The 22,982-nt window shown below is 67.0% G+C and carries 38 protein-coding genes; 6 read left to right on the plus strand and 32 right to left on the minus strand.

What is annotated here, in order from left to right:
- Nucleotides 1–9: 9 nt before the first annotated feature.
- From LK434_RS10235 to LK434_RS10280, 10 genes are all read right to left on the minus strand, one after another.
- On the minus strand, nt 10–720 hold the full coding sequence (locus LK434_RS10235) for a phage tail tube protein (RefSeq protein ID WP_006720758.1): 711 nt from the start codon (nt 718–720) through the stop codon (nt 10–12).
- 13 nt (nt 721–733) lie between these two features.
- Nucleotides 734–1,129 carry a hypothetical protein gene (locus LK434_RS10240; RefSeq protein WP_006720759.1) on the minus strand — a complete coding sequence of 132 codons (396 nt, stop codon included), beginning with the start codon at nt 1,127–1,129 and terminating at the stop codon, nt 734–736.
- A gap of 1 nt (nt 1,130) precedes the next feature.
- Nucleotides 1,131–1,484, minus strand: a complete 354-nt coding sequence (locus LK434_RS10245) for a minor capsid protein (protein ID WP_006720760.1) — start codon at nt 1,482–1,484, stop codon at nt 1,131–1,133.
- On the minus strand, nt 1,481–1,804 hold the full coding sequence (locus LK434_RS10250; RefSeq protein ID WP_040360912.1) for a hypothetical protein: 324 nt from the start codon (nt 1,802–1,804) through the stop codon (nt 1,481–1,483). Before LK434_RS10250 ends, LK434_RS10245 begins: the two co-directional genes overlap by 4 nt.
- On the minus strand, nt 1,801–2,142 hold the full coding sequence (locus tag LK434_RS10255) for a hypothetical protein (protein ID WP_006720762.1): 342 nt from the start codon (nt 2,140–2,142) through the stop codon (nt 1,801–1,803). Before LK434_RS10255 ends, LK434_RS10250 begins: the two co-directional genes overlap by 4 nt.
- 1 nt (nt 2,143) lies before the next feature.
- On the minus strand, nt 2,144–3,055 hold the full coding sequence (locus LK434_RS10260; protein WP_006720763.1) for a hypothetical protein: 912 nt from the start codon (nt 3,053–3,055) through the stop codon (nt 2,144–2,146).
- A gap of 9 nt (nt 3,056–3,064) precedes the next feature.
- Nucleotides 3,065–3,601 (minus strand): MCP four helix bundle domain-containing protein, encoded by a 537-nt coding sequence (locus LK434_RS10265; protein WP_006720764.1) that lies wholly within the window; start codon nt 3,599–3,601, stop codon nt 3,065–3,067.
- Nucleotides 3,602–3,804: 203 nt separating this feature from the next.
- On the minus strand, nt 3,805–3,990 hold the full coding sequence (locus tag LK434_RS10270) for a hypothetical protein (RefSeq protein WP_148334527.1): 186 nt from the start codon (nt 3,988–3,990) through the stop codon (nt 3,805–3,807).
- Nucleotides 3,987–4,742, minus strand: coding sequence for a phage antirepressor KilAC domain-containing protein (locus LK434_RS10275; protein ID WP_006720767.1), 756 nt, complete (start codon nt 4,740–4,742; stop codon nt 3,987–3,989). The genes LK434_RS10270 and LK434_RS10275 overlap by 4 nt, the downstream gene beginning before the upstream one ends.
- Before the next feature lie 72 nt (nt 4,743–4,814).
- Complete coding sequence (locus tag LK434_RS10280; protein WP_006720768.1) at nt 4,815–5,018, minus strand: hypothetical protein; 204 nt, start codon at nt 5,016–5,018, stop codon at nt 4,815–4,817.
- 127 nt (nt 5,019–5,145) lie between these two features.
- On the opposite strand from LK434_RS10280, the gene LK434_RS10285 reads away from it, so the two are divergent.
- Nucleotides 5,146–5,541: a helix-turn-helix domain-containing protein gene (locus LK434_RS10285; protein WP_006720769.1), complete on the plus strand. Its 396-nt coding sequence runs from the start codon at nt 5,146–5,148 to the stop codon at nt 5,539–5,541.
- A gap of 61 nt (nt 5,542–5,602) precedes the next feature.
- Here LK434_RS10285 and LK434_RS10290 read toward each other — a convergent pair whose 3' ends face one another.
- The 20 genes from LK434_RS10290 to LK434_RS10385 form a co-directional block, all read right to left on the minus strand.
- The gene (locus tag LK434_RS10290; protein ID WP_006720770.1) at nt 5,603–5,875 is read right to left on the minus strand and encodes a hypothetical protein; all 273 of its coding nucleotides are present in this window, start codon (nt 5,873–5,875) and stop codon (nt 5,603–5,605) included.
- 16 nt (nt 5,876–5,891) lie between these two features.
- Nucleotides 5,892–6,134 carry a hypothetical protein gene (locus tag LK434_RS10295; protein WP_006720771.1) on the minus strand — a complete coding sequence of 81 codons (243 nt, stop codon included), beginning with the start codon at nt 6,132–6,134 and terminating at the stop codon, nt 5,892–5,894.
- Nucleotides 6,134–7,927 (minus strand): phage minor capsid protein, encoded by a 1,794-nt coding sequence (locus LK434_RS10300; protein ID WP_227917751.1) that lies wholly within the window; start codon nt 7,925–7,927, stop codon nt 6,134–6,136. The genes LK434_RS10295 and LK434_RS10300 overlap by 1 nt, the downstream gene beginning before the upstream one ends.
- Nucleotides 7,928–7,929: 2 nt before the next feature.
- Entirely contained in the window at nt 7,930–9,333 is a 1,404-nt protein-coding gene (locus LK434_RS10305; RefSeq protein WP_006720774.1) for a phage portal protein, read from the minus strand.
- 2 nt (nt 9,334–9,335) lie between these two features.
- Nucleotides 9,336–11,021 carry a PBSX family phage terminase large subunit gene (locus LK434_RS10310; RefSeq protein WP_006720775.1) on the minus strand — a complete coding sequence of 562 codons (1,686 nt, stop codon included), beginning with the start codon at nt 11,019–11,021 and terminating at the stop codon, nt 9,336–9,338.
- A 99-nt stretch (nt 11,022–11,120) separates the two neighbouring features.
- Complete coding sequence (locus tag LK434_RS10315; RefSeq protein WP_227917752.1) at nt 11,121–11,348, minus strand: hypothetical protein; 228 nt, start codon at nt 11,346–11,348, stop codon at nt 11,121–11,123.
- Nucleotides 11,345–11,545 (minus strand): hypothetical protein, encoded by a 201-nt coding sequence (locus LK434_RS10320; protein WP_006722167.1) that lies wholly within the window; start codon nt 11,543–11,545, stop codon nt 11,345–11,347. The genes LK434_RS10315 and LK434_RS10320 overlap by 4 nt, the downstream gene beginning before the upstream one ends.
- Nucleotides 11,538–11,708, minus strand: a complete 171-nt coding sequence (locus LK434_RS10325) for a hypothetical protein (RefSeq protein ID WP_156777703.1) — start codon at nt 11,706–11,708, stop codon at nt 11,538–11,540. Before LK434_RS10325 ends, LK434_RS10320 begins: the two co-directional genes overlap by 8 nt.
- Before the next feature lie 160 nt (nt 11,709–11,868).
- Nucleotides 11,869–12,084 (minus strand): hypothetical protein, encoded by a 216-nt coding sequence (locus LK434_RS10330; protein ID WP_227917753.1) that lies wholly within the window; start codon nt 12,082–12,084, stop codon nt 11,869–11,871.
- Complete coding sequence (locus tag LK434_RS10335; RefSeq protein ID WP_227917754.1) at nt 12,081–12,305, minus strand: hypothetical protein; 225 nt, start codon at nt 12,303–12,305, stop codon at nt 12,081–12,083. Before LK434_RS10335 ends, LK434_RS10330 begins: the two co-directional genes overlap by 4 nt.
- A complete protein-coding gene (locus LK434_RS10340; protein WP_006720778.1) occupies nt 12,305–12,925 on the minus strand; it encodes a hypothetical protein in 621 nt (206 codons plus the stop codon). Before LK434_RS10340 ends, LK434_RS10335 begins: the two co-directional genes overlap by 1 nt.
- A gap of 9 nt (nt 12,926–12,934) precedes the next feature.
- Nucleotides 12,935–13,411 (minus strand): single-stranded DNA-binding protein, encoded by a 477-nt coding sequence (locus LK434_RS10345; RefSeq protein WP_006720779.1) that lies wholly within the window; start codon nt 13,409–13,411, stop codon nt 12,935–12,937.
- On the minus strand, nt 13,411–14,352 hold the full coding sequence (locus LK434_RS10350) for a hypothetical protein (protein ID WP_227917755.1): 942 nt from the start codon (nt 14,350–14,352) through the stop codon (nt 13,411–13,413). The genes LK434_RS10345 and LK434_RS10350 overlap by 1 nt, the downstream gene beginning before the upstream one ends.
- Nucleotides 14,353–15,165, minus strand: coding sequence for a phage recombination protein Bet (gene bet / locus LK434_RS10355; protein WP_006720782.1), 813 nt, complete (start codon nt 15,163–15,165; stop codon nt 14,353–14,355).
- 27 nt (nt 15,166–15,192) lie between these two features.
- Complete coding sequence (locus LK434_RS10360; protein ID WP_227917756.1) at nt 15,193–16,494, minus strand: hypothetical protein; 1,302 nt, start codon at nt 16,492–16,494, stop codon at nt 15,193–15,195.
- 42 nt (nt 16,495–16,536) lie between these two features.
- Entirely contained in the window at nt 16,537–17,097 is a 561-nt protein-coding gene (locus tag LK434_RS10365; RefSeq protein ID WP_006722157.1) for a hypothetical protein, read from the minus strand.
- The gene (locus LK434_RS10370; protein ID WP_227917757.1) at nt 17,081–17,458 is read right to left on the minus strand and encodes a RusA family crossover junction endodeoxyribonuclease; all 378 of its coding nucleotides are present in this window, start codon (nt 17,456–17,458) and stop codon (nt 17,081–17,083) included. The genes LK434_RS10365 and LK434_RS10370 overlap by 17 nt, the downstream gene beginning before the upstream one ends.
- On the minus strand, nt 17,455–17,847 hold the full coding sequence (locus tag LK434_RS10375; RefSeq protein ID WP_040360917.1) for a hypothetical protein: 393 nt from the start codon (nt 17,845–17,847) through the stop codon (nt 17,455–17,457). Before LK434_RS10375 ends, LK434_RS10370 begins: the two co-directional genes overlap by 4 nt.
- A 254-nt stretch (nt 17,848–18,101) precedes the next feature.
- Entirely contained in the window at nt 18,102–18,302 is a 201-nt protein-coding gene (locus LK434_RS10380) for a hypothetical protein (protein WP_006720785.1), read from the minus strand.
- Entirely contained in the window at nt 18,302–18,541 is a 240-nt protein-coding gene (locus LK434_RS10385; protein WP_040360920.1) for a helix-turn-helix domain-containing protein, read from the minus strand. The genes LK434_RS10380 and LK434_RS10385 overlap by 1 nt, the downstream gene beginning before the upstream one ends.
- A gap of 193 nt (nt 18,542–18,734) precedes the next feature.
- On the opposite strand from LK434_RS10385, the gene LK434_RS10390 reads away from it, so the two are divergent.
- Nucleotides 18,735–19,241: a hypothetical protein gene (locus LK434_RS10390; protein WP_040360923.1), complete on the plus strand. Its 507-nt coding sequence runs from the start codon at nt 18,735–18,737 to the stop codon at nt 19,239–19,241.
- Here the strand turns inward: LK434_RS10390 and LK434_RS10395 are convergent.
- A complete protein-coding gene (locus LK434_RS10395) occupies nt 19,201–19,449 on the minus strand; it encodes a hypothetical protein (RefSeq protein ID WP_040360925.1) in 249 nt (82 codons plus the stop codon). The two genes, LK434_RS10390 and LK434_RS10395, sit on opposite strands and share 41 nt — an antisense overlap.
- A gap of 26 nt (nt 19,450–19,475) precedes the next feature.
- Nucleotides 19,476–19,673: a helix-turn-helix transcriptional regulator gene (locus LK434_RS10400; RefSeq protein WP_006720789.1), complete on the minus strand. Its 198-nt coding sequence runs from the start codon at nt 19,671–19,673 to the stop codon at nt 19,476–19,478.
- 96 nt (nt 19,674–19,769) lie between these two features.
- On the opposite strand from LK434_RS10400, the gene LK434_RS10405 reads away from it, so the two are divergent.
- From LK434_RS10405 to LK434_RS10420, 4 genes are all read left to right on the plus strand, one after another.
- Nucleotides 19,770–20,408: a LexA family protein gene (locus tag LK434_RS10405; protein ID WP_040360927.1), complete on the plus strand. Its 639-nt coding sequence runs from the start codon at nt 19,770–19,772 to the stop codon at nt 20,406–20,408.
- A 28-nt stretch (nt 20,409–20,436) separates the two neighbouring features.
- Nucleotides 20,437–21,300 carry a KilA-N domain-containing protein gene (locus tag LK434_RS10410; RefSeq protein ID WP_006720791.1) on the plus strand — a complete coding sequence of 288 codons (864 nt, stop codon included), beginning with the start codon at nt 20,437–20,439 and terminating at the stop codon, nt 21,298–21,300.
- A 151-nt stretch (nt 21,301–21,451) separates the two neighbouring features.
- On the plus strand, nt 21,452–22,360 hold the full coding sequence (locus tag LK434_RS10415; protein WP_006720792.1) for a hypothetical protein: 909 nt from the start codon (nt 21,452–21,454) through the stop codon (nt 22,358–22,360).
- A gap of 26 nt (nt 22,361–22,386) precedes the next feature.
- Entirely contained in the window at nt 22,387–22,911 is a 525-nt protein-coding gene (locus LK434_RS10420; protein ID WP_006720793.1) for a hypothetical protein, read from the plus strand.
- Nucleotides 22,912–22,982: the final 71 nt, after the last annotated feature.

Genomic DNA, 22,982 nt, shown 5'->3' on the forward strand with positions numbered 1-22,982 from the left:
GTCGCCCGGCTAGGCGGCGCTCACGGTCACCTCGACCTCGCACATGACCGACGGCTTGGAGGCGGCTCGCACGGTCACCTTGCAGGACCCGTCCTTGACGCCGTGCACCGTGCCGTCGGAGTCGACGGTGGCGACGTCGGTGTCGCCGGACGCGTAGAAGCACTTCCCGTTCGCCTCCGCCGGGGTGACCTCCGCCGCGATGGCCTTGGTCCCGCCGACATTCACGGTGACCGCCTCGGCGGTCACCTGCTCGGGCAGCTTCAGCTTGCCGCCCGGCTTGAAGGCGGGCGCTCCCGCGGTCGCGATGGTGCAGGAGAAGGCGCCGAGCGCGGACGCCTCGCCCTGGCCGGAGTTCGGCGTGAGGTTGAGCAGCGTGCAGTCGCCCTCGATGACGTCGCCGTTGGCGGCGGTGTGGCGGAACTGCGTCCTGCGCCCCTCGCCGGTCTCCAGGGCGCAGGACGCGATGTAGTCCTGGGCCGGGTCTCCGTAGCAGCGGTCGCCCTCGACCTCGTACTGGATCTGGGTGCTCGTCACGTCCGTGGTGGGCGTGCCGTACCCGTCGTAGTAGTCCTTGTCCTCGGTGCCCTCGTTCGGGGACGGGGTGATGGAGGTGATGCCGCGCGAGAGGATGGCCCACGTGGGGGCCGCCGCCTCGGGGGTCGTGTTCACCTCGAGGGCGTTCGCGTAGTTGCGCGCGAAGCCCAGGTCGCTCTTTGCCATGTCTGGCTCCCTTCTATTGCCTGATGATCTTGGCCACGATGCGGACGGCCCACACGTGGCGCATGTCGGTGCCTATGGCGACCCGCTCGATGTCGCCGTCCTGCTCGGCGAGCCCGACGATCTCGTACGAGCCGTTCCCGCTCGACAAGTCGGCGGCCTCGAGGATGCGCGCGGCCCGCTCGCAGGTGCCCATGGGCTCGTACTCGTCGAGCGCCTTGGACACCACCTGCAGGTAGCAGTCGAGCAGGCGGGTGCCGTCCATGTAGGTGCGCCGCGTCACGGACGGCATGAGGCGCACCACCGTGCCGTCCTTCTTGTCGATGGCGGACAGGGGCCGCGCCTTGGCGTCGATGCCGCCGTCGCGCAGCGCCCGCGCCGCCACCTCGCAGATGTCCAGCGCCTCGCTCATGTCATTCCTCCATCAGCTTCTCGGCGAACTGCTGCCATGCCCCCAGCCGTTCCTTCTTGGCCTCCTCGGGCCAGTGGGAGCGGGCGTTGGGGTTCTTCGCCTTGCGGATGCTCGATTGCGGCAGGTCGTGGACGCGCTGGGCGTACGGGGCCTGCCACTCGATGCGGCCGTTCTCGTAGTCGCTCGCCAGCGGCTCGGAGTCGCGCAGCGTCCCCTCGTCCAACGGCACGTAGTCGCGCATCTCGAACGCGACGCGCTTGGCGAACGCGGCCTGCTTGGCCTCGAGCTGGGCGGCGGAGAACCGTCGCTCGATGCCGAACAGGTCCACCTTGACCTCGCACCCCGCCTTGCTCACTGCACGTCCACCTCCCAGTGGTGCGGCGTGCCGTCCGGGTGGTCGCACCGCTGCACGCGGGCCGCCGCGTGGCGCTCGCCGTCGAAGCCGATGATGTCTCCCTCGGCGATGCCGCCAGCGTACTCGGTCGCGTCGATGAAGACGCGCGCCGAGCACCCGGCGGTCAGCTGGTAGTCGTTGGGCGCGAGCGCCGCGCCGCGGTCGATGCGGCAGCGCGGCACGTCCACGGGGGCGGCGAGCCCCTCCTCGGTCTGCCGCTCGATGGTCAGCGCCTCGCGGCGCATGAACGCGGGGATGGGCGGTATGCGCACGGCTCTCACCCCAGCCCCTTGAACGCGAGCGGCGTGCCCGCCAGCTCGGCATCGACCGCGCGGACCATGTCGGAACGCCGCGAGGAGCCGTCCCCGAAGCCCATGGAGACGGTGCCCGTGGTGACCGACGCGATCGCCGCGGCGCTCCCGCCGTAGGCCGCGTCGACGTCCACCGCCGCGCACGCGGCGCGGCTGTAGGCGTCTGGGTCTTCGGCGGGGTCTGCCGGGAGCACGCGGTCGCGCACGACGGCGAGCGCCCTCGGCAGGGACGCGCCGAACGCGTCCTCGCCGAGGGTCCCGTGCCACTCGTCGCGGTAGAAGGCGTATGTGACCTCCGGCGCGGCCACGCTAGGCCTTCTTGGCGCGCGCCGCCGCGGCCGCCTTGGTGTGCGCGTAGATGAGCGGCTTGCGGTTGTCCAGCACGAGCAGGTCGTGGTGCACGCGGTACTGCCACTTGTGCGCGTCCTTCTCCTGGTTGGTGTCGGGGGCGAAGTAGCGCAGCTTCTCGTGCTTCTGGATGGCCTGCGCGGCGGAGGGGTGCACGACGAGGAAGTTGAGGTCCTTGCCCGTGGAGTCGGTTTTCTTGTAGCCGCCGTCGCCCTCGGTCTGGAGGGTGATGGAGTCGTAGAAGCGGCCCTGCGGGACGGTGCGCATCTTCATGCCGTCGAAGGTCTGGATGTCCGTGGACACGTTGCCCGTGCCGTTGTCGATGCGCCAGCTCTGCGCCTTGCGCAGGAGCGTCTTCATCGCCGGGGTGAGGTAGAGCACGCACTCGGAGAGGGCCACGCCCATGTTCTCCATGTGCTCCTCCGCCGCGAGCACGGCTTCGAGCGCGGCCTCCGGGGTGTCGAGGTTCGCGGACGCCTTCTGGCCGGCCTTCTGCGCCAGGCGCGCGAAGCGGATGGCGTCGATCTCGGGCACGACCTTGGTGCGGGCGAACTCGTTCATGACGTTCGCGGACACGAGCAGCATGTGCTCCTCGTCGTCGAGGTAGTCGATGGAGAACTCGCGGCCGCGGTCGTACTCCAGCTTCAGGGTCTCCCAGTCGAGCGTCACGTCTCCGGCGGTGAAGCCCTTGGCGCGGTCGTAGTTGGCGAGGCCCTGCATGGCGATCTTCGCGATCTTCACCTCGCCGGTGCGGGAGACCTCGCCGACGAGGTCGCCGTTGACGCTCAGGTCGTTGGTGAGCGTGGCCTGCTCGATGACCTTGTCGAGTCGGGTCGTGAACTTGGTGATGGTGCTGCCGAGGTTGTTGGGCATGTCGTCTCCTTACTTCTTGATGCCGAACGCCTTGTCCAGCTTGTCGTCGAGGTCGCCGGCGCCGCCCTCGGGCTTGAGCCCGGTGGAGCCGGTCTTCTTCTCGGTGCCGAACAGATAGGGGCAGGCATCCTTGAGCTTGGCCACGTCGCCGTCGTAATCGCCGAGCAGGGCCTTGGCCGCCTTCGCGTTGAGGCAGCCCGCGAGCTCGAGCTTGTGGTCGGTGCGCTCGTCGGCCATGTCGGCCTTGAGCTTGTCCAGCTCCGCCTTGAGCGCCGCGCGGCCCTCCTCGGTCTTGGACTTCTCGTCGAGCTGCGCCTGCAGCTCCGCGATCTGCTTGTCCTTGGCCTCGATGTCGCGCTGGTACTTCTCGCGGTTGATGCCGGGCTGGCCGTGCTTGTCCTCGACCTCGCCCTCGCCGCCGCCTTGGCCTTCGGCTGCGGGCTTCGGGTCGCCCTCGGTGCCGCCCTGCGCGCCCTCTCCCTGCTTGGGGTCGGTCTGCGGGTCGGTGCCCTGGGGTTCGGTCTGGGTGTTGCTCTCGTTTGCCATGTCCTTCTCCTTACCTAGCGTTTGTTTGCGCCCTTCACTGGGCGGGACAGGTGGGCCTTTTGCGCATGCCCGGGCGACATGGAGAAGGTACCGATGGTGTCGCCGGGCGGGGCCATGGCGCGGTTTTCCTGTGCTACTGGCGATGGCGCAGGAAACGCGCCATGAAAAAGCCGCCCCGTGGGGCGGCTCTCCTCCATATCGCTTTATCGCTCGCACTCCTCGAGCATCATCGCCGCGCGGTGGAGCTCGGCGGCGATGATCGCCTGGGCCTGCTCCTCGTAGGCGTGGACGCTCGATTCGAGCGAGGCGGAGGCGTGCGCGGCGAGGCACGCGCAGCCCTTCACGATGTCGATGGCGTCGCGGCGCCTGAGCGCCGCCTCGTCCATCACGCCGCCTCCCCGCAGTAGCGCGCCATGAAGTAGGCCTGGCCCTTGCCCGTAACCTTCGTGGTGCGGGTGAGGGTCACGTGGCCGTCCGAGTGGGTGATGGCCGTCTCCTTGATGCGGAACAGCCCCTGCTCGACGTACCGCTGTATCGGCACGTTGCGGTTGCTGCCCGACTTGCCGAGGTAGCCCTCCTCCCGCAGCAGCGCGAAAAGCCGGTTCTGCCCGATCTGGAAACCGGACTGGGTGAGCATCTTGGCGAGCTCGCCCACGAGGCACGTCCCGTCCGAGGCGGCCACCGCGTCCGCGAACAGTGCCTTGGGGCGCAGCTCGTCTATCTCGCGCTTCTGGCGGTCCATGGTGTCCTTGGCGAGCATGAGTGCACGCGCCATGATCTGCTCGGGCGTCTCGTCCTCGCGCGCGGCCATGTAGCCGCCCCGCTTGCGGATGGAGGGGAGCACCTCGTCGAAGACCCAGGACTCGAATTGCTGGGCGCTTGGGAGCTTCGAGGACGCGATCAGACGGTAAAGGTCTCCCTCGGTGATGAAACGCGCTTGCTGCTCGCGCCCGAGGTTGTCGGTGATACCCCGAATCAGGGCATCACCCTTGCAGTGCGCGTTCAGGGCGTTATTCGGCTTTGCATAGCCGAGCGCGGCGGCAACGTCCTTGCCGCAGAATATGACCCTGCCGTCTTCTTCGATGGTGCGGACGGTGCCGAACTGCTCGCTGGTAAATGGTATGATGTCGGAGGTATCCATCTGGATACTCCTTTCTGGGGCATCGCCCCGGTCGATGGGGCACCTGGCTGATTTGGTCGTCTTACAGGTGCCCTACTTCTTTCCAATTAACTCGAAATACAATTCCGAGCGTATGCGCCTCTCGCTCATGGTGGGAAGCACCACGGTCATGTCCGGCCTGCTGTTCACGATGTGCATCGCCTGCGTTCGGGAGACCCCGAGCAGCTTGGCGAAGGCGCTGAGGTTCAGGTACGCGGGTATCCCGTCAGGGAAAAGCTTCTGCTCTACGGTTGGCATGATTCACCTCCTATTTGTCTAAACAATCCAATATATGACTAATTCGTAGAATACACTTCTGTAAGTGTATGTCAATAGATAACGGAGATGTTGTATATTTGTCTTAACGAGACAATGGAGGACGGTCATGCCAGAGAAGAACGACAGGGAGATCATAGACTTCGGCTTGCTCGGCGCGCTTATTCGCCATAAGCGGCAGCAGGCGGGGTTCAGGCGCGCAGAAGACCTCGCCGCTGTGATAACCGAGCTGGTCGGATATCCCGTCTCAAAGGAGACGCTCTATAAAGTAGAGAGCGGGAGGCAGAAGCCGAGCCTGGAGCTGTACGTTTCGATAATGCGTGCCTTGGAACCTGATGGCGATTACAAGTTCGACGGTCTCGTCGACATGGCGCTCCCGAACTCGTGGAGCTGTTTCCTCGGTGAGGAGGATTACGATCGGTACGCAGAACTCTATCCAGATGACCGCGAGGACCTGGCATACGTAAAGGAAGCCGCTCGGAAGAAAAAGGGACTTATTGCCTAATGGAAGAAGAAAGGCCGCCCGGTGGGGCGGCCTTCGCAGTCGTTTCGCAGTCGTTTCGCAGCTACGAGAACAGCTCGTCGACCTCTCGGCGCTGGCGTTCGAGCGTCTCACGGTAGCGCCGCGCACAGCCCTCGCACAGGATGCGCCCGTTCGCCACGCGGTCGTCGGTCACGGGCTGGCCGTCGCGGCCGAGCAGCTGCCAGTGGGGGAACTCCCGGACGAGCGACGGAGCGTCGGAAGAGAGCCTGCCGTGCCTCATGGACTCGCGCAGCGGGCGCTCCTCGGTGCGGCCGCACATGTCGCAGGTGATCTTGGCGGTGATATCGAGTGCCATTTATTTCCCCCTGAGGTCAGTACCACATGTAGGTGCCGGATTCCAACAGTGCGCCGTTCACGCTCATCTGGCGGTCGAGGCAGCTGATCAGCTTGCATGCATAAAGCTGGTACCACGTCTCATCGTTGTGGTCGAGCATCACGCCGTCTTGGATCGAGACGTCGAAGGAGATGCGCCCGGTCTCCTCGGGCTTGCCCTCGATGAGGTATTCGTATTCCGGATTATCGTCGCTGCCTCCGATTCGTCGGTATTCGAGCATCAGGCTGCCTCCTTTCCATCAATCCACTCCTTGAGCATCTTCTGGTAATTATACAGCTCGTTCGCCTTGTCGTGGGCCTGCCCCTGCGTCATGCCCTCGGCCATGTACCGCGCCTCCAGCGCCTCGTGCCTGAACAGGACGAGGTCGTGCGGCAGAGGGCGGCCCGTGTCTATGAGCCGCTGGATGGACTGAGCCATGTAGTAGTCCGGGTCGAATTTCCTATGGCCGTCGGCGAGGTCGTGCTCCTCGACGAACAGGTGCATGAAGGCGCGTTCCGCCTCGGTTGCGTCCATGCCGGACGCCTCCGCGATCTTGGCGATGGTCGATGCGCGGTCTCGGTTCGCGAGCTCCTCGTAGTAACGCTTGGCGTGCGCCTCCGCCCGCTTGCGCCCCGCCCCCATCGGCTGGCTGATCGCGCCCGAGTTGACCGCCTTCTTGAACAGGCTGCGCTGCCTGCCCCCGCTCAGATACCTCCAGCTTTGCTCGGGGATGCCCTCGGCCTCGAGTTCGGCGGAGAGGGCGAGCCTGGCATCATTCTTGTCCATGCCCCGCGCCTTGAGCGCCCGCCTCACGCCGTCCCCGTCCATGAACTCCCTCATGGTGCGGCGGCTCGCGTCCGTCTTGCGGATGCGCGGCATGTCGCCGGCCCACTCGCGGTTTGGTGAGCGTTGGAGCACCGCCGCCTTGCCCTTGCGGTTGGCCTCTTCGATGTAGCGCCTCATGCCCTCCTGCTGCCCGCGCAGCTTGGCCTTCAGCTTCTCGACCTCGGCGATGTTCGCCATGCTCGCGTCCTTGTCGGCGATCAGCTGCGCGCCCGCCAGCTCGCGCTTGGTCTGGCGGATGTCGCGCTCGCGCCTGCGCTGCCCCTGCGTGAGCCTGTACACCTCGTCGGAGGGCAGTCCGCTGGGATGGCCGGGGTTCGGGGAGTACATGCGCGGCGTTCCCGGTATCCACGGCCCGAAGCTGTGGCGGCAGTTCGCGCCGCCCAGCCCGTCCACCTTGCCGTAGCCCGTCTCGCGGTAGAAGTCGCGGTAGCGCACGCCGTCGATCTCCACGTCCCCGTCGAGCGAGTAGACGCGCCCCTGCCACTTGGCATGGCTCGGCCGCGCCCCGCCGTGGCTCGATACCTCCACGAGCCTGATGCCCGCGCCCCCGCACACGTCGAGGGTGCGGCGCATGCCGTCCTGCGCTATCTGGGTGCGCACGTGGCGGCGCACGGCCACGTCGATGCGGTTCACGACGGTCTGCCGCCCCGTCTCGGCGTCGCGGTAGGCGATCGTGGAGATGCCCTCGCGCATCATGCGGCGCACGGCCCGGTGTATCGCCCGCTCGGCGGTCTCCGCGCCGGTGTTCACCTTCGCGGCGGCCTCCGCGACGCAGCGGTTCCAGAGCGACAGCGCGCCCTGCGCCATGTCCACGTTGTCGCGCGCGAGGATCTCGGCGATGCCGCGCGCGGTCAGCTCGACCTGCCGGGGGAGCGTGCGCCCGGCTGCGTCCCTCGCGTCCTTCGGCATGCGCCCGAGGTCGCTGCGGTCGCTGCGCCCCAGCGCGTCCTCGACGGTGCGGAGCACGGCGCGGTTCGCGTCCTCGCGGTGCCTCTCGATGAACGCCATGAGCTGCGGGGCGGCGGACTGAGCGAGCAGGTTGAGCGCGGTGGTGCCGCGCTGCCCGAGCCCCTCCGCGCCCTTGTCTAGGAGCAGTCGGCACAGGTGGGCGAGCATGTCGGCCTCGATCTCGCCGTACACCGCCGCCACCATGTCCCCCGCGCGGTCGAGGTAGTCCGGGTCCAGCATGGCTAGAACCCGACGTCCATGACGGCCTGCTCGGGCATGAGCAGCCGCGCCTCGTCCTCGCTCAGGCCGTAGAACTTCTCGAGGTACATCCACTTCGGCACCACGCCCGCCGCTATCTCGGCCAGCATCTGCTGCTTCTCGGCCTGCGTGTCGGTGATGATGGAGTCGTCCCACACGACCTCGACGGGCTCCGCGCCCTCCTCGACGTCCGCGCCGCAGTGGATGCGGGCGCACTCTGCGAGCGAGGTGAGCAGGCGCCCCAGCCCCTTGCCGAGCGCGTTCTCGTGGTTGCGGATGTTGCGCATGAGGGCGGAGTTGTCCGCGCTCACCTCCGTGGCGGTCTTGAGCCCGCCCGCCTTGTCCGGCTGGAAGTACTGCGAACCGAATCCGCACTCGTCGCCCAGCGCGGCGCAGGCGGCTGCGTAGGTCTCGTAGATGGACGAGGTGCGCATGGCGGGAGCGAAGGCGTAGGGCTTGCCCTCCTCGCCGATGCCGGAGGACGTGAGGCGGTACAGGCGCTGCTCCTGGTCGCCGAAGGGCACGGGGCGCGTCTTGCCGTCCGTTCCCGCCTGCCGCACGTCGATCATGGAGTCGGGGAGCATGAGCACCGCGCGCATGAGGTCGGTCTCGTCGTAGAGCGCCGTCCACGCGGTGTCGAGCACCTTCATGGCGCCCACGGCGTCCTCGAACACGGACACGCCGTAGGGGCTCGTGTCCTGCAGGGCGTTGTCGATGGCGGGGGAGAGCAGGCAGAAGGTGGGCGTCTCGCACGCCGTGTCGAAGTCCTCGATGATGCCCAGCGCCTCGGGGGCCAGCTCCCCGCCGTCCCGCCACACCTTGGTCACCACGTGGTACGTCCCGCCGTCCAGCACGTGCATCTGAAGCTGCACCGCCTGCTTGCCGCCCGCCGTGACGCGGGTGCAGAAGGCGCACTCCGTGGTGCCGTCCTCGTCCCACGTGAGCGGGACGACCATCTTCGCGTCGTAGCGGCGCACGCGGATGGACGCGCCCCCGTCGCGCACGTCGAACCACAGCGCCATGGCGCCCGTGCCCATGGCGAAGGCGCGCTCGACGCCGCGCTGGAAGAGCGTGAACAGGCCCGACTCATCGCAGTAGCGGCGCAGCCACTCGTTCGCGCGCGGGCTGTCCGTGCGCGCGCCCATCTCGTTGGCGATGAGGCTGGCCCACTCGCGGCACACGCGGCGCGCCGGTCGCAGGGACAGCTTGCGGCGCTTGTGCGCGCGGCCGTCCACGCCCGCGTACCGCTCCTCGTACCAGTCGCAGTCCCCGGTGTACCAGCCGTACCACCGCTCGATGTGGCCGCTCATGTCCGGCGGCAGCGCGTAGCCGCGCCGCCTGATCTCGTCCCGCGCGCACGCCGGGATGCTGAACTCGTTGTCTGCCATGCCTAGACCTTTCTCGCGGCGTTCTTGTAGGCCCCGCGCTTGGTGACCACGTCCATGAGGGCGTAGCGCGTGGCGTCTATCCAGTGGTCGTTCCCGTCGGGGTAGTCGCCCGAGTACTCGCCCGTGGCCGGGTCCATCTCGAACTCGGCGGCGCGCACCTCGCGGGCGAGGTTGGGGCACCGCGCGGGGTCGATGACCCAGTGCACGGACTGCAGGAAGCGGTAGCTCATGTCGCGCAGCCCGCCCTTGCCGGCGGCGCGCGCGTCCACGCCCTCGTCCCTCTGCGCCTGGATGCGGTCGGGCGAGGCGTCGTCGGACAGCACGCGCAGGCGGTGGTAGGCCGGCTCGGCCCCCTCGCGGTCGGGCCACGTGAGGGCCCGCTTGACGCGCTCGGCCGTCTCCGGGGGCTGCAGCTTGCACCCGCCGTCCTCGTAGAAGGTCACCACGCGGTGCTCGCCGGGCTGCCACTCCGAGAGGGTGAGCGCCCAGGGGTCGGGGAACCAGCCGAAGTCCTGCCCCGCGTGGACGCGCTCGAAGGACGCTATCTCGGCGTCCGTCACCTCGCGGAACTCGACGCGGTCGAATATCTGCCCGCCGTAGCCGACGGGCTCGCCCAGGTACTCGTGGCGGTACGCCTGCTCGTCGGTCTGCCTGAGGTCTTCCGCGTCGGCTATGAACTGAGCGCCGAGCCACTCGGGCGGCGCGTCGGTGTAGCAGCTGTCGAACACCTCCTGCCCCGCGTCGCGGCGGCGGTCGGCCTCCTTGTTCGCCCAGTTGTCCCGGGTGCGCGGCGGGTTGTAGGTGTAGACCACGATGGCGCGCTCGCCGCCTCGCGCGGCGGACTGGCGCACGGTTCGCAGCTCGGACATGCCCTTGAACTGGTCGCACTCCTCGAACCACAGGAAGCCGATGAAGCCGAACGGGGGCTTGAGGCCCTTGCTCTTGTGCGGGTCGTCGCATCCGGCGAAGAAGATGACCTGCCCGGTGGACTTCTTGCGTATCTTGAGCGTGGAGACGGGCATCTCGTACTCGTCGTCCAGCTCCAGCTGGTGTATGGCCCAGACCACCTGCGCGTACACCGCGTCGCGCAGGCTGTTCTTGCGCTTCATGACGGCGGCGGCGTGCTCGCCGGGGTTGTCCTCGATGTGGCGCACCAGCTCGATGGACGCCCACGAGCTCTTGAGCGAGCCGCGCCCGCCCTTGCACCAGAACTCGGTCTGCGCGCCCGTGGCCATGAGCATGTGCGGGCGGAAGAAGTCCCGCCCGATCAGCAGAGCGAAGTCGCGCGTGAACTCGCCGCGCTGCTCGGCCCGCTCCTCGGGAAGCGCGTCCAGCAGCGTCTTGCCCAGCTGCGTCACGGCGTTGACGGCCACGTAGTCGAGCGGCTTGCCCTCTCCTGCCTTGCGGACGCGCTCCACGCCCGCCTCGAAGGTCTCGCTCATGCCCGCGAGCACGTTTGCGCGGGTCGTCGTCGCGCGCTCGGCCGCGATGCGCTTGAGGGCGGTAATCCTAGCCTTGACCTCATCCGTCGCCTCCAGCTTGCACGCCTTGTTGTCCACCGTCTCCGGCTTCCAGCGCGCGCGGTCCGGGTACGCGGCGAGCATCGCCTGCCGCTGCGTCTTGCCGGCCACGCGCTCGCGGCAGTATGTCTCGTGGCGCGGGTTCGCCAGCGGCTCGTCGGCGTCCAAGCGCCACCTCCAATCAATCGCGCCCCCGCCGCGAAAAGCGGGAAGCCGCCCCGAAGGACGGCTCCCCAGTGCCCCGTGCGGCGGAGGATGACCGCACGGCTATGTTCGGCGATGTGTCGCCCGGCTGAGGTCCATCGCGTCGACCATCGCCCGCAGGCGCTCAACCTCGCGCTCCGCCCTGGCGCCCCGCTCCAGCAGCTCGGCGATGCGCCCGACCACCTCGGCCCGCGTCGCGCCGTGTCCCAGCACCGCCTCCGAGAGCGCGGGCCAGTTCAGCTCGCCCGCGGGGACGGCGCGCAGGCGCCCGGCGACCTCGCGCGCGTTCACCGCAGGGCCCCGGCTATCTCGTCGGCCACCCTGAAGTGGGCGTGCATCCGCCCGAGGTCGCTGCCCCGTATCTCGCGGTCCCCGGCGCCCTCGCTTATCAGGCGCGCCCGCTCCCGGCACTCCTCGCCGATGCGCCCGACGGCGGCGAGCTTCTCGCGGCTCCTCGCCAAGTTCCGCTCGTCGAACTCCCTAACCATCGCAGTCCTCTCCCTCCGCGGTGAACGTCCCGAACGCGCGGCACCACCCGTTGCCGCACCCGCACGGGCACTCCTCCCAATCGGGGCAGTCCCCGCACCTGACGGCCGTCTCCGGCTCGTCGTCCGGGTCAACCCAGTCCTCGTCGCGCAGACCGAAACCCATGCGCCGCTCCCTTCTCCTCAGCCTCAGCTCGGCCCGGCACCCCGGGCATGTGCCCCACAGCCCGTGGCCGTGGAACGGCTGGCCGCACCTCTTGCAGAACCTCGCCCTATGGCTCATCGCGTCCGTCCCCTTCGTCTCGCAAAGCATCGCCGCCTCCCCCTCACCCGAGGCGGGCGCCGGTGCGCTTGTCCTGCATCCGCACCTCGACCCACACGCCGTCGTGCTTGGCGAGCGCGTAGATGATGCGCCGCAGCCCGAGCATGCGGTCGACGGCCTCCTCCTCGGCGGACGTGCGCGAGGTCGCGCGCCACGCGGTGGGGTCGGCGCACCCGCTCGAGTTGCGGCGGCCCGTGGGGTCCTCGTACACGGCGGTCACCCCCGCCCCGCCGCGCCGCGGTCGGCCCATGCGTCCTCGCGCATCCGGCGCTGCTGCTCCGCGTAGCGCCGGACGGATGCCGCCTTGGCCTCGCGTGCGGCCTCGTCAAACTCGGCGCGGGTGCACGTGTTCGAGCGCCACAGCAGCGTCACGTCACCGCGCCCCGCGGCGACACCGCGCCTGAACGCCGCCAGCGCCGCCGCCTGCCTCTCCATCGCCATCACGCGCCTCCCTCCAGCTTCGCAAGCTCCGCCTCCCAGTCGATCGCGTTCTGCGCCTTGGGCAGCGGCTTCTCGGGTTGCCGCAGGTCGGCGGGCTTGGACTGGTCGAATTCGACCTGTTTGCGGCTCCACTGCCGTGCGACGGCGCGCCAGTCGACGACGGGCATCCCGTTGCCGCGCACCCAGCCCTGGGCCTCGAAGTGGTCGAAGAACTCGGAAGGGTCGCCGCGCAGGCAGTTGGCCGCGAAGTACTCGGCGACCTCCGCCTCGGTCGGCCCCTCCTCCCCGCACCCCTCCTCCCGGATACGGGAATTGGGAATAGGGAGGGAGGAGACTTGTTCCGTTGCGCGTTTGCTTTCGGTTTTGCTTTCGGTTTTGCTTGGCTGTTTGCTTCCGGTTTTGCTTGGCTGTTTGCTTCCGCCCTTGCTGCCGTTCGCGCTCATGCTCCTGCTCTTGCCGAGGACCGGTGCGACGGCTATCCACATGGCGGCGGCGTTGCCCGTCAGGGAGGGCTCCTCGCCCGTCCTCATGAACCGGATGGCGGCGCCGATGAAGGCGTCGGACTCCCTGCGGTTCGTGAGGGCGAGGGCCCCGTCGACGATCGAATCGAGGATGTTCACGGACCCTCCCTAAAACGGAATGTCTTCGTCATAGACGTCGACCGCGGGGGGAACCGGGGCCATGGGCGCCGGAGCCTGCTGCGGAGCGGGCGCGGGGGCGTAGCCGCCCTGCTGGCCGTAAGACGGGGCGGGGGCGTAGCCGCCTGCCTCGCCCTGCTGGCCGCGGGACATGAACTCGATCTCATCGACGATGACCTCGAGCTTGCTGCGGCGCTGGCCGTCACGCTCCCAGGAGCTGTAACGGAGCTTGCCCTCGATCGCGACCTTCGACCCCTTCGAGAGATAGCGGCTCACGGCCTCCGCACGGGTGCCGAACATCGTGCAGTCCACGAAGTTCGGGTAGTCCTCCCACTCGCCCGTCTGGGGGTTGCGGCGACGGTCGTTGACGGCCACGCCGAAGCTCAGGACCTGCGTGCCACTTGCAGTTGCGCGCAGCTCGGGGTCGCGGGTGAGGTTACCGGAAATGTTGACTCGATTGATGCCCATCAGAACACCACCTTCCCAACGCAGCCGTGCAGCCCGGCCGCCTTCACGGCGACGATGCCCGCCGCCAGCTCCTCGTCATCGTCGGCCCACACGAGCAGGACGCGGTCCGCCCCTGGCGCGCACGGCACGTCGAGCGTCACGCGGCGGCGCACCGGAACCGCCCCAGGGGGCGCCTGATGCGCGGCCTGCGCGGCGTTCTCGGGATCCGGCTCCACGGGTGCCGCCTCGGGCACCACGGCCGCCTGCACGCGCTCCAGGTCGCGCCGGCGGCGCGCCTGCTCCGTCGCCCACGCGATGTTCCCGCTTGTGTCGAGCGTGTCGAACAGGCGGGACAGGGCGAGCGAGCGCACGTCGGGGTCCAGCCCCGCCGCCTCGATCTCGCTCTGCGCGGCTGCGATGCCGTCCGCAAGCTCCGCCATGGCCTCACGCGCCTTGTCGTCGCGGCCCAGCTCGCCCACGCGCTTCACCCAATCTGGGTCGAACACGCGGGAGAACGGCACCAGCGGCTCGGCCGCCTCGCCCGTGCAGAGCGCCAGCTGCGGGTAGCTCTCCTCCCACCAGGCCTCCAGGCGGGCGCGCTTCTCGGCGCGCCCCCTGTCCTCGTACTCGCGCTGGAGCTTCGACAGGGCTTCTATCCCGTCCTCGATGGGCGCGATGCTGTCCGACGTGAAGGACATGACTGCCTTCTTGGCGGCGTCGAGCTGCGAGGTGATGGACTTGCGTCCCTCCTCGGCCTCCTTCTTCACCTTGCGGTAGGCCGCGAGCGTCGCCTTGCAGTACTTGTAGTCCTCGCCGTTCCCGATCTCGCCGATGACGGGCGTCTGCTCCATCTGGAGGCGCGCCCTCTCGGCCATCTGCGTGAGCCATTCGGCGAAGCCGCCCCGCGGCTGGATCCCCGCGCGCTCGAGCGTCGCCAGCGCCGTCTCGTCGATCTCGGCCACCTAGAACACCTCGCCCTCGTCAACGACCTCGTATTCGGCCTCGACCGCAGGCGCGGCCATCTCCTCCTCCATCCAGGCGCGGGCGCGGCGCGCCTGCTGCTCGGTCATGGAGTGCATGCCCTCGGCCCCCACGGCACCGCACACGGCGGTCATGCCCTCGGCAGGCGTGATTCCGAAGTGCTCGCAGTACGGCTTGAACAGCTCGCGTATGGGCTGCAGGTCCACCGGCTGCTCCGCCTGCGCCCGCACCTGCTCGGGCTGCTGCGCTTGGTCCATCTCCTCGGCGGCGTACATGCCCTGGAACGTGTCGGGGAAGGCGAGGCGCCACGCCGCGGCTTTGGCGCACTTCTCGATCATCACGCCGGGCATCTTGGCCCAGTTGCTCTTGCCGGTGCTGTAGTCGTCCAGCGCGACCTCCGCGTAGGCGGTCTCGCGGCCGTCCTTGAAGCGGACCTCCGCCCATCCGCCGATGAGCTCCTCGCCCGCCTTCTTGTAGCAGGCGGCCCCGCGCTTGTGCACCACGTCGCCGTCTCGCAGGACCACGACGCCGCTCTTGATGCCGTCGTAGTTGGCGTCCCTGCACGCGCGGCGGTTGAACACCTGGTAGCTGGTGATCATGCTCGCGGGCGCGCCGCCGTACTTCACGAGGTAGGCGTCCTTGACGAAGGGGTTTAGGCGCTGCGTCTGACACAGCTGCAGGAACAGGCCCACCTCCTTCTCGGTCGCGTTCTCGCAGATGTAGCGGCGCACGTCGTCGGGGGTGACTTGCACGGCCAGCCCCGAATCGTCGGTGAACTTCACGATCTGGTTCATCTCAATCCTCCTGTTTCCCGGCGGGCGCTATTCGCCCTTGCCGTCCAAATGCTTCCTCAGGGTCTCGTTGACCGCCTGCCCGACCTCGCCGAACTCGTAGCCGTCGGCCTCCATCGCGTCGGCCAGGGCGATATACCGCGCCGGGTTCTCTCCGTAGACCTGGTACGCGTTGGCGTGGCCCTGGGCCAGCGCCACGGCGCACATGCGGTCCGGCTTCCACGTCGCCGCCCAGCCGATGACGCACAGGGCGGCGGTGGGGGACATGTCGACCTCGGCGCCCATCTCGGCGAGGACGTCCTCGACGGACTCCATCGCGCGGTCGCTCAGCGCGACGGCGGTGCGGCGCATCGACTTCAGGTCCCCGATCCGGTCGGACAGCCACGAGAGCATCCCGGCGCGCTCGACCTCCCACAGCTCGCCGGCGCGTTGGCTGGCGCGCTCGGCCTCGGCGGCCTCCTCGCGCCTGCGCTCGCCCATGGCGCGCTCCTCGTCGCTCTCCTCGCGCAGCAGCTCCACCCAGTTGCCGTCGATGTCGTAGGCGGTCGGCTTGGCGTCCGCCACGGCGGCCTCGAGCCTCTCGGGGGTCGTGCTGTCGATCCAGAGGTTCCCGGCGCAGCGGCGCTCGGTCTCGTCGTCCTCGGCAACGCGCGGCACGCCGGCGGCGGCCAGGACGCGCTCGAGCCCCTCCACGCGCTCGCGGTGCGCCCTCTCGCGCGCCAGCCCCTCGTAGACGCGGCGCCAGTCCTTCTGGGGGCAGTCGCGCAGCTTGGCCACGGCCTCCGCGTCGCCCTCGAACTCGGCTATGGCCATGAGGCGGTCGAGCGTCATGTCGTAGGCGGCGTCCGCGACCTGCGATGCGCCGCGGCGCGCGCGGCGCACCTTCTCGGGCTCGATGCGGGCGACCGCGGCCACCTCCTCGTCGGGCAGGTCGAGCGCGAGCATCTGCTGCACGCCGCGGCTCATCTCCGCGGGGGTGAGGTTCAGCTTGCAGTCCGTCTCGACCATCGCCTTCGCGGCCTCGGCGCGGGCCGTCTCGGCGTCGGCGAGGTCGTCGTAGACCTCGGCGAGGAACCGCTTGGTGCCGATGGCCCTCATGGCGCGGTAGCGGCACTCGCCGTCGATGATCCAGTAGATGCCCCCGTCGCGGTACAGGATGGGCTTCACGCGCGGCTGGCCGGGGTTCAGCTTGTTGAAGCGGAACTGCCCGCCGAGCTGCGCGATGTACTCCGCGCTCTCGGGGGTGGTGAAGTCGCGGGGGTTCAGGGAGTTGCCCTCCGCGTCCTCGTACGGGTAGACGTCCTCTATGTCGACGTTCACCAACTCTTGCATGTCATATCCTCCTAGCTGGGGTTTCGATGAAAAGGGGAAAACTTATCGGGATCCGCGTACTTTTTTCGACACGCGCTCCTTTCTCTTCTGGGCGGCCTTGAGCAGGCGCTTGAGCCTCGCCGCCTGCCACCGCTCCATGGCGATGTCGTGGCGCTCCTCGGCTCTCGCCCGCTCGTAGGCGGTCATGCCGGCCGTCCTCGGGCTCGCGGGCATGGGGTCGCAGCGCGTCTCGCGCTTGGCCTCCGTGCGCTCGTAGGTCGCCCGGTCGGCCGCGGAGAGCAGCGGCAGCAGCCCCGCGATCTCCGCCTCGGTGTCCGCGAGCCTTCGGGCGAGCCTGCACGGCTCGCAGACGCCCTCCGAGCCGAACAGGGCGCGCGCCATGCCGCACGAGGGGCACACGAGGGTCTTGGGGCGGAAGCACCTGAGGTCGACGTCCTCGCCGCGGGCGCGCATCCACCGGACCGCCCCCTTCAGCTGCTCGCGGCTCACGCGCAGCGCCTTGCGGATCTCGCGGGCTGGGACCTTCCCCGCGCGCTCGCGGATGTAGGCGAGCTCGGACTCGCGCCACCACTTGTGGCGCCTCCCGCTATCGGCGCGGGTCAACGTCCATCACCTCCACCATCACGCGCGGGTTGGCGGGGTCGACCTCGAAGGAGTCCTGGAGGGCCACCACGTGGCGCTGGCCGTCGTTCTCGAGCACGCCCGCGGCCACGAGGCCGTCTAGGACGAACTTCTTGGCGAAGGCCACGTTGTCGAGGTCGCGGCGGCGGTTGGGCTCCACCCACAGGAAGCGCACGGCCACGGGCCCGGCGAAGCGCGGCAGGCCCTGCGCGATGGCCGCGGCCTCGGCGCGCGCCGTCTCGCGGCGCTTCATCTTGGCGCCGACGTTGCGGTTGGCCCGCTCGGCGTCCACGTAGTCGTTGAGCGAGGGGAAGCGGCCCTCGATGACCATGCCCGCCCTCATCGCGCGCCCCTCTGCACGTCCCAGATCCCGCGGGCCTCCTCGAGCGAGGACGCCACGAACTCGTCGGGGCCGACGATGTCGCGCCAGTAGGCCGCGAGGTCCACGGCGTCGACGGGCGTGACGCGGAAGCTGATGGCGGAGAGCAGGGACGGGCGCTCCATGGCCATGAAGCGGGTGAGGACGCTCCAGAGGTTGTGGTCGCGCCTGAACTGCGAGCACAGGCGCACGTCCAGGCCGTACTGGCGGGCCCGCTCGTAGATGCTGCCGCGCTGGACGAGCTCGCCCTCGAGCGCCAGGCGGCGGCAGATCGCCTTGAGCGATTCCCACTTCCCCGGGTTGCGGCGCACCCAGTGGCAGGCCTTGGCCACGATCTGGGCGGCGCGGGCCACCTCCTCCCCGGAGTACGTCACCCCTGAGGAATCGGGAATCAGGAATGAGGAAGAGGAAGAGGAAGAGGAAGAGGAATATATATCGCTTGGCGCTTTGCTTTCGGTTTTGCTTTTCAGTTCGCTATCCATTTCGCTTCCCCCTTCGCTTGGTCGTTTGCTTGCCTGTTTGCTTCCGCTTTTGCTTGCACGTTTGCTTGCCGCTTTGCTTCCGCTTTTGCTTGGCGTTTTGCTTCCGCTTTTGCTTGGCGCTTCGCTCACATCGGCCATGTCGAGCCCTCGACGAGTCCGGTGAGCACCACGCACCCGACGATCGCGGCGCCCGCGACGGCCTCCCGCGCGCGCTCGCGCTGCCCCTCTGTTAAGATGGGCACGGTCCGCATATGGACCTCTACAGGGCGCGTGCGATGCTTGCCGGCCGCGACGCGCCCCGCCTTCCTCTTGATGACGGCCTCCATCACGCCGTCTCCCTTCTCCTCAGGTAATCTGGAATGGCCGACGTCCTTATGAGCGTCTTGGCCCTGCCCACCCGCATCTGCGGGATGGGGTCGGCGCGGCTGTTCACGTACTCGTACATCCGGTCGCGCCCAATGCCCGCGAGCTTGGCGGCCTGCTCCACGGTCACGTAGAGCGGCAGGCCCAGGGGCACGGGCCAACTGCCGGGCGGGATGCCCGATGCGGGCTTGTCCTTCGCCATGTGTTCCTCCTTCATGTGAACCGAATCTCCCCGAGTGGTGACAGCGGCGAGCCCGCTGCGCTATGCTTGCGCCGGTGCTCCCACGAAAGGGGGTGGTCTTCTTGACCAACCTTTTGAGCACCCGCTGTCACCATTCGGGGTATTCGGTTCTCAAGGTGCTGTGCTAGGCTCCCCGTGAGGGGAGGTGATTGAAGTGGGATTGATCCCGAAGATGCCGGTGAGCGAGCCGGAGACCTACGACGCCGTCTGCGATGTGCCTCTCGAAGTGGCTGAGGCGCTCGGCGTGCCGGAGCTCGACGTGTTCCAGATGGGCTACCTCGTCTACTCCGTCGACGATGTCGAGAACGGCGGCGACGGCTGGCTTACCAACAATCTCGAGAACCCGTACGATCTCGAGAGGTTCGACCAGCTGGAGTCGCTCGGACTTGTGCGGGACGGCATGCACCGGATCCCGGACGGGGACGGGCGCTTCTACCAGGTCAACTACAAGGCGTCGTTCGTCGGGCTCGCCGTGGTGCGGAAGGTCGCTTCCTGGAACCGGCTCGAGCGCGACAAGCGGGAGTGGAAGAAGGTCCACCCGTTCATCGGCGACCCGGAAAGGGTCGAGTCGGCGGCGAGGCTCGTCCGCGACCTGGTCATGATGGCCATCGGCGCGGTCCTCAGCCGAGCAGTAGATGCAGCAATTTCCATGCTGCCGTGAGCACGATGGGCGTGGCGAGGCCGACGAAGAACGGCCACCTCGGCACGCCCTCGCGGCGCTTGAGGCTGATGACCTCCTTGGTCAGGTGGTCGAGCCTGAAGTCGAGCGCCTCGTAGTTGCGCCTGAGGCTCTTGTACGACTCGATGACGTCGTACACGGTCGGCTCGCTGACGACGCCCTTGGATCCGGCTGGCAGCTCCTGCTTCATGGGTTCCTCCTTTCTAAAATGTTTGTTTAACAAACCTCTTGCGGCAAAAAAATATCCGCAACCTTGCAGCCAAGAAACTTGCAAACGGCACGAGCCTGCTCAATGCTCATCTGATCTTGATTCTGCTCGTAAGCTGCATAAGTCTGACGGGAAATGCCAAGGTAGTTGGCAACTGCGAGCTGCTTAACACCCTTGGCTTCTCTCACTTCTTTTAGCGTCTTCATGCTCCTCCTTTCGACATCTGAATGTTAACTAATCAAACCTATCAATGTCAAGAAAAAATAACTAAAATGTTTGTTAGGTTAAACAAGGAGGATCATATGGGCATCTCTCAGAACATCAAGCGCCTGAGAAAACAGGCTGGTATGACCCAGGTGGAACTTGCGGAAAAGCTCGATGTGGCTCGCTCCACGATCACGCAATGGGAGACCGGTTGGTCATCGCCTCGAATGGGGATGGTGCAGAAACTTGCTGGCGTATTTGGAGTTACATCTGCCGACATGCTTGCTGAGGATTCCGAGGGCCTGCCCTCCGGCGCCATGCCCGTGGCCGCCTCCTCCGCGACCGTGCCGCTGCTCGCGATCGGGCGCGTGCACGCGGGCGCGCTGACCGACGAGGAGGAGGTCTCGCACCGCGTCGAGGTGCCCTCCTCCGTGCTCTCCGGGCACCCGCGCGCCTTCGCGCTGGAGGTCGAGGGCGACTGCATGGACCGCGTCATACCCGAGGGCAGCCACGTGCTGGTGGACCCCGACCGCGAGCCCGGCAACGGCTCCATCGCGGTGGTCGAGACCGATTCGTACCAGGCCGTGATGCGCCGCTGGTACCGCGGGAGCAGCACGCTGATGCTCACCGCGGACAGCCATAGCGAGCAGGAGGACATGGTGTTCGGGCCCGAGGACGGACCCGTGCGCGTCGTGGGGACGGTCGTCTGGTGGCAGGCGCCGAGGGAGATGGAGTAGGGGATATGGACGGAGAAAGGAGTCTGAAATGCCGCCGAAGGAGATAAGTGGGAAGATAACTGCGCTCGGGGTCGATATATCGGTCTCGTCAACAGGAGACCGAGACGACTATATCTCGCTGACGGATATCGCAAGATATCGTAGCGATGAACCCGGCGACGTCGTGAAGAACTGGATGCGAAGCAGGGAGACCATTGAGTTTCTCGGCGTTTGGGAGCGTCTTCACAACCCCGATTTTAAAGAGGTCGAATTCGACCTCTTTAGGGCGGAGTCTGGCCGCAACGCTTTCACCATGTCCCCGACCAAGTGGATACGATCGACTGGAGCTATCGGGATAAAGAGCAAGAGGGGCAGGTACGGCAGCGGAACGTTCGCTCACGTCGACATCGCCTTCGAATTCGCGTCGTGGGTGTCCCCGGAGTTCAAGCTCTATGTGATCCAGGACTATCAACGTCTGAAGAGCGACGAGAACAGCCGTTTGTCGCTCGACTGGAATGAGAAGCGGCTGTTCACGAAGATCAACTATCGCATTCACACCGATGCCGTGAAGGAGCACCTGGAACCGCTTGCCAGGGGCAAGGCGAAACAGTTCGTCTATGCCAATGAGGCCGATGTACTGAACGTCGCTCTGTTCGGAATGACGGCAAGACAGTGGCGCGATGCCAATCCTGCTGAAAAGGGGAACGTCAGGGACGGCGCGACGCTACACCAGCTCATTGTGCTCGCAAACCTTGAGAGCATGAACGCGCAGCTCATCAAGGAGGGGCATTCCAGAGAGGAGAGGGTTGTCTACCTGAGGGAAATGGCCTCCCAACAGCTTGACGCGCTGAGGGAGAATCCGACTATCAGGTCGCTTAGCGGGGTCGTCCTTCCTCCTGCTGCGGAAGAATAGGCCTCACCGCGGAAGTATGCCAGCGGTGCTGGAGTTCACGGAGCTTCTGGAGATCACCGAGGGCGTCAAGCTCCGATAGGACACCACTTCTGACGGACAAATCGAGTTGTCCGTCAGAAGTGGCAGGCATCGAAGGAGATGGAGTAGGGATATGGCAGGGATATATGTGGCAAGGTCCTTATCGGTCTACAAGCTCACCTTCAACTCAAGGGGCGATGCTGATGCGATTGTCGACCCGGCGGACCTGGGCGGAAAGGACGTGCTTGATCTGCTCGACAGCTTTTGCGCGAAATCGGCGGCGCCGGCTCAGGTCGGGAATGACGAGCGTTTCATCAGGTTCGGGTCGTGCGCTTTAAGCGGTGATTGTGCCTTCGCTAAATTCTCGTCCGGCAGGGCGGGACTGAGGGTCTCCGTCTTGGATACGACGATTCTCGAGGATAGCGGAATCGAGTACGGGGAGAGCATGGCCGGAATGGTCGAATGCCGCCTGTTGCTCCGCAGGACGCCGGGTCTCGGATACGCGATAGCGTGCGTCGAGTCCGTCCCGAACGGGGGAGGAGTCACCGCTCCCTTGACGCTGTTTAAACGGTACGTCAACGGCGGCGGCCTCGGCGTGACGATGAAGTACGAGCAGATCCACGAGGTCGAGGCGCTCGACGGTTTCAAGGGCATCGAAGAGATCGAGCTCAGGAGATACGGGAAGCCCGACGACGTGAGCAGCGGGACCGTTGTCAACTCAGGGCTCATCACGCACAGGGTCGGGCACAAGCGCGGGCTGTTGATGCCGCTCGCGTTGTTCGGGGGCTTCCTTAAGGACAGGCGTGCGGTTGCGGAGTACATGGGGGTCGCGGTCGATTACGACGGAGACGAGGACCTGTTCGTGACCCTGCGCCAGAAAGACGGAAGGAGCAGGAAGTATTGCATGGGGAAGGAGCTCGCGGTCCCCATCAGGGAGGTTCTCAACGAATCCGGGGAGGAGCCTCCTTCGGACGAGGAGTTCGCGGAAAGGTGCGTCGAGGCCTGTATCCGTGCGGAAGACACCATGGATAGGCTCAGATGACGATACGCCACGAATAGGAGGTCGTCATGGGCAAGATCGGATTGTTTGGAATTGCGGGGAAGTATCTCGGCACGCTGCGCAGCTACCGCACGGGGAAGCCGATGGTGCGCGACGTCTTCGTCCAGCTGGTCGTGCCGGGTGCGCTGGCGCTGGCCGCTGTTTTCTGGCCGCTTGAGCCGGAGGCCATCGCCCGAATTTCCGGGAACGTGATTTCCGGGGTGTCGATCATCTCCGGCCTTCTCTGCGGCGTGGCGGTGATGCTGTTCGAGCTGAGGATGCAGATGAGGTCCCAGGTCGACCCGAAGCCGACCAAGAGGGAGACGACGCTGGTTGACGAGACGTTTCACGACATAATGTGGGCGACCGTTGCGGGCTTCGCCTCGGTGCTGCTGATGATCGCAGGGGACGCGCTCGCGTCCTGCTGGGCGGCGCAGAGGGCCGCCTACGGTTTGGCCATCTTCTTCCTGCTCAATTTCATCTTGGTGACATGCATGTGCCTGAAACGTTTGAGCGCGACTTACTCGGTTGTTTCCGAGGGATGGTCGAAGTAAAAGCAATAGGCCCCGCGCATACGGGCGGCAACCCTGCGCGAGGCCGTGAATCAACACCAACCGAATGAACG

This window comes from Collinsella stercoris DSM 13279 (assembly GCF_020735465.1).
Taxonomy (GTDB): domain Bacteria; phylum Actinomycetota; class Coriobacteriia; order Coriobacteriales; family Coriobacteriaceae; genus Collinsella; species Collinsella stercoris.